Below are 13,332 nucleotides of genomic sequence, written 5' to 3'. Positions count from 1 at the left end.
TCCTGTCGGCAGATTATAGGGGCGTCATGCCGAATAAGATGCTGATGAGTCCTCAAAAAGTAAAGCGGTTACATTCAACCTTGCAGGGCCGATCAAATAACCGCTTATTCTGGCAGGCTGGGGCGATAAATCCGCTGCGGACGGCCCACTTTGCCGTAAATGATTTCCGCACGCAGCTGCTGGGCGGCGGTGCAAAACTCCAGATAACGGCGTGCGGTGGTCCGGCTTAACCCTATCTTTTGCGCAACGCTTTCAGCGGTATGACTGGCGGAGGGGAGTTCGAACAAGGCGCGGACTTTGACCAGCGTCAGTTCATCGATACCCGCCGGTAATGCCGCCTGCTGTTCACCGCGTGCATAGGTATTGAACATCTGATCGATGCGCTGCTGGCTAAGTCGCGCTTTGTCTTTCAGCGCCTGACGCCGCTGGCTAAAACGCAGCAGCGTGTGGGCCAGACGATCATAAGCCAGCGGTTTGATCAGGTAGTCGAACACCCCGTAACGCAGCGCTTCGGCCACGGTGTCCATATCGCTGGCGGCGGTGATAAACACGATGCCGCCGGCATAACCGCTCAGGGTCAGCTCACGCAGCAGTTCAATGCCCTGGCCGTCGGGCAGGAAGTTATCCAGCAGGATCAGATCCGGTTTGAAGCGGTCGGTCATCATGCGCGCCTGTGCCAGGGTGCCGGCCAGCCAGATTTGCCGGCAACCGCCGTTCTGCCGGATAAATTCCGCATGCATCTCCGCCAGCGGCATTTCATCTTCGACGATCAGTATGTTCAACCATTCCATAGGACCGCTTCCCGTTGCAATGAATATGCTAAATAAATGTAAGTGAATTGCACTATCGAATAAAGAATATCTTAGTAATAAACACCATAAAAATAATTAAGTAAATAAACAACATTAAATAACTTATTAACCGAAAGGTGTTTGTGAAATAGGTCAATAATTGGCTATTTTTTTCTTATTACTATTGTTTCATTAAGTTTTAGCCATGGCCTTTCGTTTTCATCTTTATGGTTTTTAAGGTTTTAATTCCACATAAGTGTTAATTGATGTTTGTTTTCTGTTTTGTTTGTTATTTATTAGTTAACCCAGAGAGCGTGATATGTTGGGCGATGCCATATTTGACCGAGTGAGAAGATCAGATCATAAAAGGATTGCGCAGATTAATGTCTTCCTGCGGAGTAACGATCTGAATATTGATACTACGGTTGAAATATTTATTACCGTTACACAGAACGATAAATTGGTCGCCTGCGGCGGTATTGCGGACAATATTATCAAATGCGTTGCCATCAGCCCACAAATGCGTGGCGAAGGCCTGGCACTGCAACTGGCGACCGAACTGGTGAATCTGGCTTATGAACGCCACCACACCCAGCTATTTATCTACACCAAAATCCAAAATGAACCGCTGTTCCGCCAGTGTGGTTTTTATCCGATAGCCCAGGTGCCGGGCATCGTGGTGCTGATGGAAAACAGCCCGTGCCGCCTGAAGCGCTATGCCGCCCAGTTGGCGAGTCAGCGGCAGCCGGGCAAGCGCATTGGCAGCATTGTGATGAATGCCAATCCCTTTACCCGTGGTCACCAATATCTGGTGCGCCAGGCGGCCGAAAAGTGCGACTGGTTGCACCTGTTTTTGGTCAAGGAAAACACCTCGCGTTTCAGCTATGAAGACCGGCGGCGGCTGGTGCTGGCAGGCACGGCAGACATTGCCAACCTGACGGTGCATGAAGGCTCGCAATACGTCATTTCCCGCGCCACTTTCCCTTGTTACTTCATTAAAGATCAGGGTATTGCCGACGACTGCTACACCGAAATCGATCTGAAGATCTTTCGTCAGTATCTGGCCCCTGCGCTGGGCATCACCCACCGTTTTGTCGGCAACGAGCCGTTCTGCGCGGTCACCGCGAAGTACAACCGCGATATGCGTTATTGGCTGGAAACCCCGGCGTTATCCAGCCCGCCAATCGCGCTGGTAGAAATTGAGCGTTTGCAATATCAGGGCACGGCAATCTCCGCCTCCTGGGTGCGTAAGCTGTTGGCCGCGGGTGATTTTCACGCCGCCGCGCCGCTGGTGCCACCGGACACCCTGTATTACCTGCAAGATTTGCAAACGCAGCGCCGGAGCAAACCGGCAGCCACTCCCTTTGAATCCGCACAATCAGGTGAAAGATGAAAATTATCCGAGAAGCAATGGCCGGCACGCTGGAATCCAGCGACGTCATGGTGCGCATCGCCCCCGCCGAGGGGCCGGAACACGATCTGCTGATCGCCAGCAGCGTGGAGAAACAGTTTGGCGAAGCCATCCGCCAGACGCTGTTGCAGGTGCTGGTGCACTACCAGGTGGAGCCGGTGCAGGTGATGGTAGACGACAAAGGGGCGCTCGACTGCGTACTGCGGGCCCGGCTGGAAACCGCGCTGGTGCGTGCCAGCGACAATGGCCAACTGCCGTGGGGAGCACCGAATGAAAACGCTGAATAAACACCGCCTGCGTCGCAGCATGCTGTTCGTGCCCGGAGCCAATGCGGCGATGGTGAGCAATGCCTTTATTTATCAGGCCGATGCGCTGATGTTCGATCTGGAAGACTCGGTGATCCTGCGTGAGAAAGACGCGGCGCGGCGGCTGGTTTACCACGCGCTGCAACATCCGCTGTATCAGGAAGTGGAAACCATTGTGCGGGTCAACGCACTGGATTCCGCCTACGGCCTGGCAGATCTGCAGGCGGTGGTACGCGGTGGGGCGGACATTGTGCGCCTGCCGAAAACCGACAGCGCGCAGGACGTGGTGGATATGGCCCGCGAGATTGCCATCATCGAAGCCGACTGCGGGCGCCCGGTCGGTAGCACCGGCCTGCTGGCGGCGATTGAGTCGGCGGCGGGTATTACCCAGGCGGTGGCGATTGCCCATGCCTCACCACGGCTGATCGGTATTGCGCTGGGAGCGGAAGACTACGTGCGCAACCTGCGTACCGAGCGTTCCCCGGAAGGCATCGAACTGTTGTTTGCACGTTGTTCGTTGCTGCAGGCGGCGCGGGCGGCAGGCATTCAGGCGTTCGACACGGTCTATTCCGACGCCAATAACGAAGCCGGTTTCCTGCAGGAAGCGGCGCTGATCAAACAGCTTGGCTTCGACGGCAAATCCCTGATTAATCCCCGACAGATTGAACTGTTGCACAACCTGTATGCGCCCACCGCCAAAGAGGTGGCTCATGCCCAGCGGGTGGTGGATGCCGCGGCGGCGGCGGAGCAGGAGGGGCGCGGTGTGGTGTCGCTCAACGGCAAGATGGTCGACAGCCCGGTGATTGAACGCGCACGGCTGGTGCTGCAGCGTGCAGCGCTTTCCGGCATCCGCGAAGCCTCGGTTCAGCATGGAGAGGAAGCATAATGAAACGCCAACAACGACTGATGACCCTGAATAACCTGGCTGATTTGCGCTGCTATCAGGCGTCCTCCAAGGCTAACCAGCAGGCGAGCAAACCCCGTGATATCAAACGCTGTGACACGCTGGAACAGGCGGTGCGCCGCAGCGGGTTGCAGGACGGCATGACCATTTCTTTCCACCATGCGTTTCGCGGTGGCGATCTGGCGCTAAATCAGGTGATGGAAACGCTGGCGGCGATGGGGTTCCGCAACCTGACGCTGGCTTCCAGCTCGCTCAGCGAATGCCATGCGCCGCTGGTCGGCCATATCCGCCACGGGGTGGTGAGCCGCATTTATACCTCCGGCGTGCGCGGCCCGCTGGCAGACGCCATCTCACGCGGGCTGTTGGCCGAACCGGTACAAATCCACTCCCACGGGGGGCGGGTCAACCTGATCGAGTCCGGCGAGTTGAGTATCGACGTTGCCTTCCTCGGGGTACCGGCCTGCGATGAGTTCGGTAATGCCAATGGCTACAGTGGCGAAGCCTGCTGCGGCTCGCTGGGTTACGCCAAAGTGGATGCCGATGCGGCGGGCACCGTGGTGCTGTTGACCGAAGCGATTGTGCCTTATCCGCATCATCCGGCCAGTCTGGCACAGGATCGGGTGGATCTGATTGTTCAACTTGAGCGAGTGGGCGATGCCGACAAGATTGGCGCCGATGCCACGCGCATGACCTCCAACCCGCGTGAACTGCTGATTGCCCGCCGGGCCGCCGAAGTGATCGCCGGTTCCGGCTACTTTACCGAAGGTTTCTCGCTGCAAACCGGAACCGGTGGCGCTTCGCTGGCGGTGACGCGTTTTCTGGAAGACAAAATGCGCGCGCGCGGCATTCGCGCCGGTTTCGCATTAGGCGGCATCACTTCGACTATGGTGGATTTGCATGAAAAAGGGCTGATCGCCCGCCTGCTGGACGTGCAAAGTTTTGACCGTGCGGCGGCGATGTCGCTGGCGCGTAACCCCAATCATATAGAAATCAGCGCCAATCAGTATGCCAACTTCAGCTCGAAGGGCGCCTCGGTCGACAGGCTTGACGTGGTGGTGTTGAGCGCGTTGGAAATCGATACCGGTTTTAACGTTAACGTGCTGACCGGCTCCGACGGCGTGCTGCGTGGCGCTTCCGGTGGCCACTGCGACACTGCAGCGGCGGCGCGGTTGGCAATCATCGTGGCACCGCTGGTGCGCGGGCGCATCCCAACGCTGGTCGAACAGGTCACCACCTGTGTCACGCCTGGCTCCAGCATCGATATTCTGGTTACCGATCATGGTATTGCCGTTAATCCGGCGCGGCCGGAACTGGCGCAGCGGCTGCAAGAGGCCGGTTTGCCGGTGGTCAGCATCGACTGGCTGCGCCAGCGAGCGCTGCTGCTGACCGGTGAACCGGAGCCGATCGTCTTTACCGACAAGGTGGTGGCGGTAGTGCGCTATCGCGACGGGTCGGTGATCGACGTGGTGCATCAGGTGGCGGAGTAATCCTATGGCTAGCGTCCTTCCCGAACTGGCCGCCAACCGCGCAGTCAGCTTGCCGGAATTGCTCACCAGCCGTGAATGCCGTCAGGCACGCCAGCAGGCATGGCTGGCGCAGCATCAGTCCACCTTGCTGGTGCTGACGCTGGTGGTGCCCGGCGCGGTAAAAGACAGCACGCTGACGCGCAATATCTTCAACCTGGGCTGGCAGGCGCTGCAGCAAATGTGGGGCGAGCAGGGTTGGCCCTGCCTGCAGGCCGAAACGCTGGCGTTGTCGACCGGCTGCGAGGGTTTTGTGGCGCTGCAGGCTGACGCCCAACGGGTGAAAGACTGCGCCATCGAGTTGGAAGTGCAGCAGCCGATTGGCCGACTGTGGGATATCGACGTGCTGGACTCACAGGGGCGCATTTTGTCGCGCCGCGATCTGGGGTTGGCGGAGCGTCGCTGTCTGCTGTGCAGCCAACCGGCCAAACTCTGCGCCCGTCAACGGCAGCACAGCAGTGAACAGCTACTGCAGGAAATGGAAAGGATGCTCAATGATGCACTCGCTCCCCGCTGAACCCGTCAAGTTTGCCCCGCAAACAGAGGTTGGTGACTTCGCCCATGCTGCCTACCGCGCGCTGCTGGTGGAAGTGAATCTGACCCCCAAACCGGGGCTGGTGGATCGCCACAACAACGGGGCTCATCGGGATATGAACCTCGGTCATTTTTACCGTAGCGCTCGCGCCATCGGCATCTGGCTGCCGCGTTTTGTCCGCCAGGGCCGCGACGATGCCTTCCGTCCGGCAGCCGAACAGCTATTGCGGTTGCGACCGCTGGGGCTGGCCTGTGAAAACCACATGTTCCAGGCCACCGGTGGCATCAACACCCATAAAGGCAGCGTGTTCTCTCTCGGCCTGCTGTGTGCCGCCTTCGGCCGTCGTTACCAGCAACAACAACCCGTTGACGCCAAAGCCTTGTGCGCCGAGGTGGCAAGCATGTGCCACGGGCTGGTGGCGCGTGAGCTACAGCAGCACAACGCGTTGCAGACTGCCGGGCAGCGACTGTTTGCCGAATATGGCCTGAGCGGCGCTCGCGGTGAGGCCGAGTCCGGTTTCGCATTAGTGATTAACGGCGCGCTACCGCTGTATCGACAACGGCGGAAGGCCGGTTGTGATGAGCAGACGGCGTTGATGGACAGCCTGCTGTGGCTGATGGCGCATAACGACGACACCAACGTCGCTTCGCGCGGCGGCATCGAAGGGTTGCGCTGGTTGCAGCAACGCGCCGCAGAGTTGTTGGCTCAGGGCGGGGCGCAGGGCGAGCGGGGTATGGATCGCCTGCGACAGTTCGACGCCGAATGCATCACGCGCAATCTCAGCCCTGGCGGCAGCGCCGACCTGTTAATCGTCACCTGGCTGCTGGCGCAGTTAGCGAACTAAAAACAATAACCCGTCTTCAGGAGAATTTTATGTCCGAAACCAAGGAAAAAATCTGGAAAGCGCTGACGCCGCTGCTGGTGTTGGCGATCCTGCTCTGGATACCCACGCCCGACGGCATGCCGCCCCAGGCCTGGCGTTACTTTGCCATCTTTGTGGCGATGATTGTCGGCATGATCCTGGAGCCGATCCCGGCGACGGCGATCAGCTTTATCGCCGTGACCCTCAGCGTGCTGAGTGCCAATTGGGTACTGTTCGGCGCACAGGAACTGGCAGAGCCGGGCTTTAAGGCCGGTAAAGAAGCGTTGAAGTGGGGGCTGGCGGGGTTCTCCAGCACCACCGTATGGCTGGTGTTCGGTGCCTTTATCTTCGCGCTGGGCTATGAAGCTACCGGGCTGGGTCGGCGTATCGCGCTGTTCCTGGTGAAGTTTATGGGCAAGCGTACCCTGACGCTGGGCTATGCGGTGGTGATCATCGATATCCTGCTGGCGCCGTTTACCCCGTCCAATACCGCGCGTACCGGCGGTACCGTGTTCCCGGTGGTGAAAAACCTGCCGCCGCTGTTTGACTCGTTCCCCAATGATCCCTCTTCGCGCCGGATCGGCGGCTACCTGATGTGGATGATGGTGGTCGGCACCAGCATCAGCTCCTCGATGTTCGTCACCGGGGCCGCGCCCAACGTGCTGGGCATCGAATTCGTCAGCAAGATAGCCGGGGTGCATATCAGTTGGATGCAATGGTTCCTGGCTTTCCTGCCGGTCGGGTTGCTGTTGTTGATTATCGCGCCGTTGATCTCCTATTACCTGTACAAGCCGGGCGTGACCCACAGCAGTGAGGTGGCGACCTGGGCCAATACCGCGTTGGGCGAGATGGGCAAGCTGACACGCAAGGAATACACGCTGATTGGCCTGGTGCTGCTCAGCCTGTGCCTGTGGGTGTTTGGCGGCAAGCTACTGGATGCCACCACGGTCTGCCTGCTTGCGGTCTCCCTGATGCTGGCGCTGCACGTGGTGTCATGGAAGGAGATCACCAAGTATTCCAGCGCCTGGAACACGCTGGTTAACCTGGCGACGCTGGTGGTGATGGCCAATGGCCTGACCCGCTCAGGCTTTATCGACTGGTTCGCCCAGACCATGAGCACCCATTTGGACGGTTTCTCGCCGAATATGACGGTGGTGGCGCTGGTGTTGGTGTTCTACTTTGCTCATTACCTGTTCGCCAGCCTGTCGGCGCACACCGCTACCATGCTGCCAGTGATCCTGGCGGTGGGTAAAGGGCTGCCGGGGGTGCCGATGGAGGAGTTGTCGATGCTGCTGGTACTGTCGATCGGCATCATGGGCGTGCTGACGCCGTACGCCACCGGCCCAGGGGTGATCATCTACGGCTGCGGCTACGTGAAGTCGAAAGACTACTGGCGCATGGGCGGTATTCTCGGCGTGGTATATATCGCCGCGCTGCTGTTGATCGGCTGGCCAATCATGCGTTTGTGGCTGTAAGTTCTTGAGTTAACGGCGGCCATCTGCGGATGGTCGCTGGGCAGACCTCTCCTTGTGATACCCATCACACACTTTCCTCGTTAACCTCGCCATCATAACCACGCCAAAGCTAACACATTAAAAATAATCATATTCCTGGAGCCTCTGCGGATGAAAAGAAAAGCCTTATTGCTGTGTTTGCCGTTATTAATCACCGGGACTGCCCTGGCGGAAACCAACGACTATCAATTGGATCAGGTATTGGTGATGAGTCGCCATAACCTGCGTGCGCCGCTGGCCAATAACGGCAGCGTGCTGGCACAGTCCACCCCCAAAGCCTGGCCGGCCTGGGACACGCCGGGTGGCCTGCTGACCACCAAGGGTGGGGTGCTGGAAGTGTATATGGGCCACTATTTTAACGCCTGGCTAAAACAGACCGGGGTTCTTCCACAGGAAGGCTGCCCGACGGCCGGCAGCGTTTATGTTTATGCCAACAGCCTGCAGCGCACGGTGGCCACCGCGCAGTTCTTTACCAACGGCGCTTTCCCCGGCTGTGATATCAGCGTGCATCATCAGGACAAAATGGGGGAGATGGATCCGACCTTCAACCCGATTATCACCGACAACAGCGACGCCTTTAATCAGCAAGCGTTGGGGGCAATGAACAAAGAACTGGCCTCGCTGAAGCTGGATGCAGCCTATAAACAGCTGGCGAAAATCATCGACTATAAAGATTCCAGCAGCTGTAAAACCGACAAGCACTGCGATTTGACCAAAGAAGCCAGCAAAATGAGCGCGGTACCGGGCAAAGAGCCGGGTGTCGCCGGCCCGCTGCGGGTGGGCAACTCGCTGGTGGACGCCTTTATGCTGCAATATTACGAAGGTTTCCCGATGAAGGACGTGGCCTGGGGCAAAATCACTACGCCGCAGCAGTGGAAACAGTTGGCGCAGTTGAAAGACGGCTATCAGGACTCGCTGTTTACCTCGCCGGTAGTGGCGCAGAACGTGGCCAAGCCGCTGCTGACCTACATCAACGGCGTACTGATTGGCGAGCGCAAGCCGGACTCACCCAAAGTGACGGTGCTGGTGGGACACGACTCCAACATCGCTTCGCTGCTGTCGGCGATGGAGTTCCAGCCATACCAACTGCCGCATCAATATGAGAAAACACCGATTGGCGGCAAGCTGGTGTTCCAACGCTGGCACGACAAGAAAAACGATCGCGACCTGCTGAAGATTGAGTACGTCTATCAATCCACTGACCAGTTGCGTAATGCAAGCCCGTTGACGCTGAAAACGCCGCCGCAGCGCGTGACGCTGGCGCTGAAAGGCTGCCCGGTGGATAAACAGGGCTACTGCGCCTGGAGCGACTTCGAAAAAACTATGAAAGGTATTCTGTAATCTAGCCGTTCCTCTTCCCCGACTGCGGGGGAGAGGAATAATCATTGTTGCCTATGGGTTCGGCGTCTAAAATTACCGCTTACACACCCAACATGGATGACAAGTGTTCTCTTCCTTTATCCCCACTATTGAATGGCTGAACCTGGATGACTACCCAGGGCAGGTTGCCCGTTGTCGCTTTTCGTTGGTCGATTATCAGGACCGCTGTTTCGACGAAATCGGCATGACAATACCTGATCATCTGGCCCGTGCCGTGCCAAAGCGGCGGGCGGAGTATCTGGCCGGGCGTTACCTGGCGCGGGAGTTGCTGGCGCCGCTGGGGTTTGCAGATTTCACGTTGTTACGCGGGGAAGACCGTGCGCCGCAATGGCCGCAGGGTATTGCAGGGGCAATCAGCCATAATGCGGATACCGCGCTTTGCGCCGTACACCGGGAGAGCGGGCTGGGTGGCGTGGGGTTGGACGTTGAAACGCTAATGCCCACCCTACGGGCGCAGGAGCTGTGGGGGGCTATCGTCAGCGAGACGGAATATGAATACCTGCGCGCTCAACCGCACGCATTCAACCGGCTGCTGACGCTAGTATTTTCTGCCAAAGAAAGCCTGTTCAAAGCCTTGTATCCGCAGGTGCGTTGCTATTTTGATTTTCTTGATGCACGCCTGGTGGCAGTTGATACACAGCAACAAACCTTCGCATTGGAACTGCTAAAACAGCTCACGCCACATTGCCACGCTGGCCGCCGTTTTAACGGTCGCTATTGGCAACAAGGTGACGATGTCACAACTTTTATTTGTTTATAATCAATCAATTGAAAAAGTTGCACTGTCACGTGGTTGATTTAACCCGCTGCCGCCGAATTAGGTGGCCGGCACCTTCCGACACCAGCAACAGCACCGCCAGCCAGATCGGAATATAGGTCAGCCATTCATCCCGGCCGATGCTCTCGCCGAGTAACAGCGCCACTATCACCAACAGCACCGGTTCCACATAGCTCAACAGGCCGAACAGGCTAAATGGCAGCAGGCGACTGGCCAGGATATAGCACACCAGCGCGGCGGCGCTGATGATCCCCAGCAGCGGAACTTGCCAATAGAGTGCCGGGCTGATGCTCAGCGCCGCCAGCGGCCCGTCGCCACCGAAGGCGAACCAGGCGGCCACCGGTAACATCAATGTCAATTCACACCACAGCCCACCGAGGTTATCGGTGCCAAAACGGCGGCGCAAAATAAAGTAAACCGGATAGCCCAGCGCCACCACCAGCGTGGTCCAGGAGACGCCGCCCACCTGATACAGTTCATTGCCAACGCCGATAATCGCGCAGCTGACCGCCAGTTTTTGCAGCAGTGAAAGCCTGTCGCGGAAGATCAAACGCCCTGCCAGCACCATGGTCAGCGGCAGCAGGAAATAGCCCAGCGACACCTCCAACGCTTTGCCGTGCAGTGGCGCCCACAGGAACAACCACAGCTGAACCCCCAGCAGCGCTGAACTCAGCGGCAGAAATAGCAGGCGTAGCGGCCGTTGTTTTATCCAGCTTAACGTCTCGCTGACTTTGCGCCAGTCGGCGGAAATCACCATAAACAGCGTCAAAAACGGCACCGTCAGCAAGGTGCGCCAGCCAAACACCTGCTCACCGTCGAGCGGTGTCAGAGTGGAGGTGTAGTAATACATCACGCCGAACAATATCGAGGCGATAACGGAAAGCGCTATTCCTTTAATCACAGACTGCCCTGAAAAGTTATTGATTTTATTGCCGCCCACTCTAGTGAAGTTTGGTGCTGACAACAATGCCGCGTATCACACTGGACAATCGTCAGCGGCGGGTTAGAATAAATACTGTGTATTAATACAGGTATTTTGCAATGACCCTCGATCTTTTTGAAGACTCTGTGCCGCCGCCGTGGCGGGAGCAGATCGCCCCTGGCGCGGTGGTGATGCACGGCTTTGTGCGCGATCACGGCCCCGAGTTGCTGGCGGCAGTGAATGGGGTGATCGCCCAGGTGCCGTGGCGGCATATGACCACGCCGGGTGGCCACGTGATGTCGGTGGCGATGAGCTGGTGCGGCAATGGCTGGACCAGTGACCGCCGGGGTTACCGTTACTCCGAACGCGACTCGCGCAGTGGCAAACGCTGGCCACCGATCCCGGCTATCCTGATGGCGCTGGCGGATGAGGCGGCGCAGCAGGCGGGTTTTGCTCCCTTCGTGCCGGATTCCTGCCTGATGAACCGCTACGATCCGGGTAGCAAGCTATCGCTGCATCAGGATAAGGACGAGCATGATTTCGGCTCGCCGATCGTTTCCGTCTCGCTGGGGTTGCCGGCGGTGTTCCAGTTTGGCGGTATGCAGCGCAGCGATCGCGCCCAGCGCATCCCCTTGGCACACGGTGACGTGGTGGTTTGGGGCGGCCCGTCACGGCTGTGTTTTCACGGTATTATGCCGGTCAACGAGGGCTATCATTCGCTGGTGGGGCCACACCGCATTAACATCACGCTACGTAAGGCGCTTTAACTGCGGCTCTTTTGCCAAACAGGCAACCAGATAGTCGATAAACACCCGCAGCTTGGGCGGCAAGTGCTGGTTGGGGCCATACAGCAACCACAGGCCGCCGTGGTAGCTACTGAGAAAGTCCCATTCTGGCAACACTTGTACCACTTCACCGCTGTCCAGTGCTTGCCTGGCAGTAAAGTACGGCAGGCTGCCAATGCCAATGTGTTGTTTCACCGCATCCAGCCGCACGCCGGTATGATTGGCGGCATAGCGCCCGTGCACGTTTACCGTCACCGATTTACCGTCTCGCCGGAATTTCCAGCGGGCGTCGTTGGGCGTTTCCCCCAAATAGATACAGCTGTGCTGCGCCAAATCCTGCGGGTGCTGCGGCGTGCCGTGTTGCGCCAGATACCCGGGGGTGGCGCACAGCAGGTGTTCGATAGTCATCAATTGGCGGCCAATCAAGCCGGGGGAAGGGCGCTCGGTAATACGCAGCGCCAGGTCGACCCGATCGTCGATCAGGTCCATATAACGATCTTCCAGCCGCAGGCGAACGTCTACCTTGGGGTAACGGCGTAAAAACTCCGGTATGTGCGGATGCAACACAAAGCGGCCCACCGCCTTGGGGACGCTGACGCTGACCAGTCCTTCAGGTTCCACCGCCCCGCGGCCGCTGAACGCCATGACCGAGTTCGCCGCGTCCAACATGCTGCGACAGCGCTGAAACACTTCTTCACCTTGTTCACTCAGGCGCAGCTTACGCGTGGTGCGGTGCAGCAGTTGCAGTGCCAACGCCTGTTCGAGTTTGGCCACGCTACGGCTGGCGGCCGAAGGGGAAGTGCCCAGACTACGGGCTGCGGCGGAAAAACTGCCGCTCTCCACGACCTGAACAAAAACGGCCATTTCGGCCAACAGCGAATGAGAGAGATTTGTGCTCACAGCGCAAAGGTCCATTGTATCTTTGATGGATTATGCTTTGATTATGGCATGAATATAATGGAGCCACTAACCAGGAGAAAAATCATGACCGAACGGCTTTATTATTATAGTGATGACTTACAGGGCGAAGCCCAGGTGCTGGCCTGTACCCCGGTTGAAGAAGGGGGATACGCGATAGAGCTGAACGCCACGCTGTTTCACCCGCAAGGCGGCGGGCAACCGGCCGACGGCGGCCTGCTTGGTTCTATCCCGGTGCTGCGTGTGGCGCAGCAGGGCGAAAAAGTGCTGCACTTTACCGCCGAACCGCTGCCAGAAGGGCCGGTGAGCGTGCAGGTGGATGGCGAACTGCGCCGCTTGCACACCCGTTGGCATTCCGCCGGGCATCTGATTGGCTGGTTGGGTGAAACGCGCGGCTGGCAGCCGGTCAAGGCGCACCACTGGCCGGAGGAAGGACGCATTACCTTCGTGCCGGGCGCAGAACCCCAAACCCTGGATCAGGATTTCCTGCATGCGGAGTTGGCGCGACTGATCGCGGCGGATTTCCCGCGCAAGCAACTGGCGGTTGACGGCCTGCGCCAGGTAGGTTTTGGTGAATTGCCTGCCTATGGCTGCGGGGGTACCCATGTCCCTTCACTGGCCGAGCTGGGATCGGTAAAGATTACTGGGTTAAAGATGAAAAAAGGGCAGTTGATTGTGCAGTACGAACTGGGCTGAAGTTTGAT

At 58.2% G+C, this 13,332-nt stretch carries 14 protein-coding genes; 11 read left to right on the top strand and 3 right to left on the bottom strand.

What is annotated here, in order from left to right:
- Nucleotides 1–104: 104 nt before the first annotated feature.
- Entirely contained in the window at nucleotides 105–791 is a 687-nt protein-coding gene (dpiA, locus tag FCL49_RS11840) for a two-component response regulator DpiA (protein WP_174353757.1), read from the bottom strand.
- 319 nt (nucleotides 792–1,110) lie between these two features.
- Between dpiA and citC the strand changes: the two genes are divergently transcribed.
- The 9 genes from citC to FCL49_RS11795 all read left to right on the top strand — a co-directional run bounded on the left by citC (nucleotide 1,111) and on the right by FCL49_RS11795 (nucleotide 9,985).
- Nucleotides 1,111–2,184, top strand: a complete 1,074-nt coding sequence (gene citC / locus FCL49_RS11835) for a [citrate (pro-3S)-lyase] ligase (protein WP_174353756.1) — start codon at nucleotides 1,111–1,113, stop codon at nucleotides 2,182–2,184.
- Nucleotides 2,181–2,489: a citrate lyase acyl carrier protein gene (gene citD / locus FCL49_RS11830; protein ID WP_174353755.1), complete on the top strand. Its 309-nt coding sequence runs from the start codon at nucleotides 2,181–2,183 to the stop codon at nucleotides 2,487–2,489. Before citC ends, citD begins: the two co-directional genes overlap by 4 nt.
- Nucleotides 2,473–3,393 carry an aldolase/citrate lyase family protein gene (locus FCL49_RS11825; protein WP_174353754.1) on the top strand — a complete coding sequence of 307 codons (921 nt, stop codon included), beginning with the start codon at nucleotides 2,473–2,475 and terminating at the stop codon, nucleotides 3,391–3,393. The genes citD and FCL49_RS11825 overlap by 17 nt, the downstream gene beginning before the upstream one ends.
- Nucleotides 3,393–4,898 carry a citrate lyase subunit alpha gene (gene citF / locus FCL49_RS11820; RefSeq protein WP_174353753.1) on the top strand — a complete coding sequence of 502 codons (1,506 nt, stop codon included), beginning with the start codon at nucleotides 3,393–3,395 and terminating at the stop codon, nucleotides 4,896–4,898. The genes FCL49_RS11825 and citF overlap by 1 nt, the downstream gene beginning before the upstream one ends.
- A gap of 4 nt (nucleotides 4,899–4,902) precedes the next feature.
- On the top strand, nucleotides 4,903–5,451 hold the full coding sequence (gene citX, locus FCL49_RS11815; RefSeq protein WP_174353752.1) for a citrate lyase holo-[acyl-carrier protein] synthase: 549 nt from the start codon (nucleotides 4,903–4,905) through the stop codon (nucleotides 5,449–5,451).
- Nucleotides 5,429–6,313, top strand: a complete 885-nt coding sequence (citG, locus tag FCL49_RS11810; RefSeq protein WP_174353751.1) for a triphosphoribosyl-dephospho-CoA synthase CitG — start codon at nucleotides 5,429–5,431, stop codon at nucleotides 6,311–6,313. Before citX ends, citG begins: the two co-directional genes overlap by 23 nt.
- 29 nt (nucleotides 6,314–6,342) lie before the next feature.
- A complete protein-coding gene (locus tag FCL49_RS11805) occupies nucleotides 6,343–7,806 on the top strand; it encodes an anion permease (RefSeq protein ID WP_135317205.1) in 1,464 nt (487 codons plus the stop codon).
- A gap of 150 nt (nucleotides 7,807–7,956) precedes the next feature.
- Nucleotides 7,957–9,186, top strand: a complete 1,230-nt coding sequence (gene agp / locus FCL49_RS11800; RefSeq protein ID WP_174353750.1) for a bifunctional glucose-1-phosphatase/inositol phosphatase — start codon at nucleotides 7,957–7,959, stop codon at nucleotides 9,184–9,186.
- Nucleotides 9,187–9,289: 103 nt separating this feature from the next.
- The gene (locus tag FCL49_RS11795) at nucleotides 9,290–9,985 is read left to right on the top strand and encodes a 4'-phosphopantetheinyl transferase family protein (protein ID WP_174353749.1); all 696 of its coding nucleotides are present in this window, start codon (nucleotides 9,290–9,292) and stop codon (nucleotides 9,983–9,985) included.
- Nucleotides 9,986–10,010: 25 nt separating this feature from the next.
- Here the strand turns inward: FCL49_RS11795 and rarD are convergent, their stop codons facing one another.
- Nucleotides 10,011–10,904 (bottom strand): EamA family transporter RarD, encoded by an 894-nt coding sequence (gene rarD / locus FCL49_RS11790; RefSeq protein WP_174353748.1) that lies wholly within the window; start codon nucleotides 10,902–10,904, stop codon nucleotides 10,011–10,013.
- Nucleotides 10,905–11,044: 140 nt separating this feature from the next.
- On the opposite strand from rarD, the gene alkB reads away from it, so the two are divergent.
- Nucleotides 11,045–11,692 carry a DNA oxidative demethylase AlkB gene (gene alkB / locus FCL49_RS11785; RefSeq protein WP_174353747.1) on the top strand — a complete coding sequence of 216 codons (648 nt, stop codon included), beginning with the start codon at nucleotides 11,045–11,047 and terminating at the stop codon, nucleotides 11,690–11,692.
- On the opposite strand, the gene FCL49_RS11780 is transcribed toward alkB, so the two are convergent.
- The gene (locus FCL49_RS11780) at nucleotides 11,675–12,610 is read right to left on the bottom strand and encodes a LysR family transcriptional regulator (protein WP_368040112.1); all 936 of its coding nucleotides are present in this window, start codon (nucleotides 12,608–12,610) and stop codon (nucleotides 11,675–11,677) included. The two genes, alkB and FCL49_RS11780, sit on opposite strands and share 18 nt — an antisense overlap.
- An 84-nt stretch (nucleotides 12,611–12,694) precedes the next feature.
- On the opposite strand from FCL49_RS11780, the gene FCL49_RS11775 reads away from it, so the two are divergent.
- Nucleotides 12,695–13,324, top strand: coding sequence for an alanyl-tRNA editing protein (locus FCL49_RS11775; protein ID WP_174353745.1), 630 nt, complete (start codon nucleotides 12,695–12,697; stop codon nucleotides 13,322–13,324).
- The last annotated feature ends 8 nt before the right edge of the window (nucleotides 13,325–13,332 follow it).

This window comes from Serratia proteamaculans (assembly GCF_013337185.1).
Lineage (GTDB): Bacteria > Pseudomonadota > Gammaproteobacteria > Enterobacterales > Enterobacteriaceae > Serratia > Serratia proteamaculans_D.
Note: the sequence above shows the minus strand (reverse complement) of the source record. Positions and strands in the feature narration are given on the sequence as shown.

Excerpts from the sequence above, each read along its gene's own strand:
- citF (WP_174353753.1), top strand. The coding sequence starts at position 3,393 with ATGAAACGCCAACAACGACTGATGACCCTGAATAACCTGGCTGATTTG.
- FCL49_RS11805 (WP_135317205.1), top strand. The coding sequence starts at position 6,343 with ATGTCCGAAACCAAGGAAAAAATCTGGAAAGCGCTGACGCCGCTGCTG.
- alkB (WP_174353747.1), top strand. The coding sequence starts at position 11,045 with ATGACCCTCGATCTTTTTGAAGACTCTGTGCCGCCGCCGTGGCGGGAG.
- agp (WP_174353750.1), top strand. The coding sequence starts at position 7,957 with ATGAAAAGAAAAGCCTTATTGCTGTGTTTGCCGTTATTAATCACCGGG.
- citG (WP_174353751.1), top strand. The coding sequence starts at position 5,429 with ATGATGCACTCGCTCCCCGCTGAACCCGTCAAGTTTGCCCCGCAAACA.
- dpiA (WP_174353757.1), bottom strand. The coding sequence starts at position 791 with ATGGAATGGTTGAACATACTGATCGTCGAAGATGAAATGCCGCTGGCG.
- FCL49_RS11825 (WP_174353754.1), top strand. The coding sequence starts at position 2,473 with ATGAAAACGCTGAATAAACACCGCCTGCGTCGCAGCATGCTGTTCGTG.
- citX (WP_174353752.1), top strand. The coding sequence starts at position 4,903 with ATGGCTAGCGTCCTTCCCGAACTGGCCGCCAACCGCGCAGTCAGCTTG.
- citC (WP_174353756.1), top strand. The coding sequence starts at position 1,111 with ATGTTGGGCGATGCCATATTTGACCGAGTGAGAAGATCAGATCATAAA.
- citD (WP_174353755.1), top strand. The coding sequence starts at position 2,181 with ATGAAAATTATCCGAGAAGCAATGGCCGGCACGCTGGAATCCAGCGAC.
- FCL49_RS11775 (WP_174353745.1), top strand. The coding sequence starts at position 12,695 with ATGACCGAACGGCTTTATTATTATAGTGATGACTTACAGGGCGAAGCC.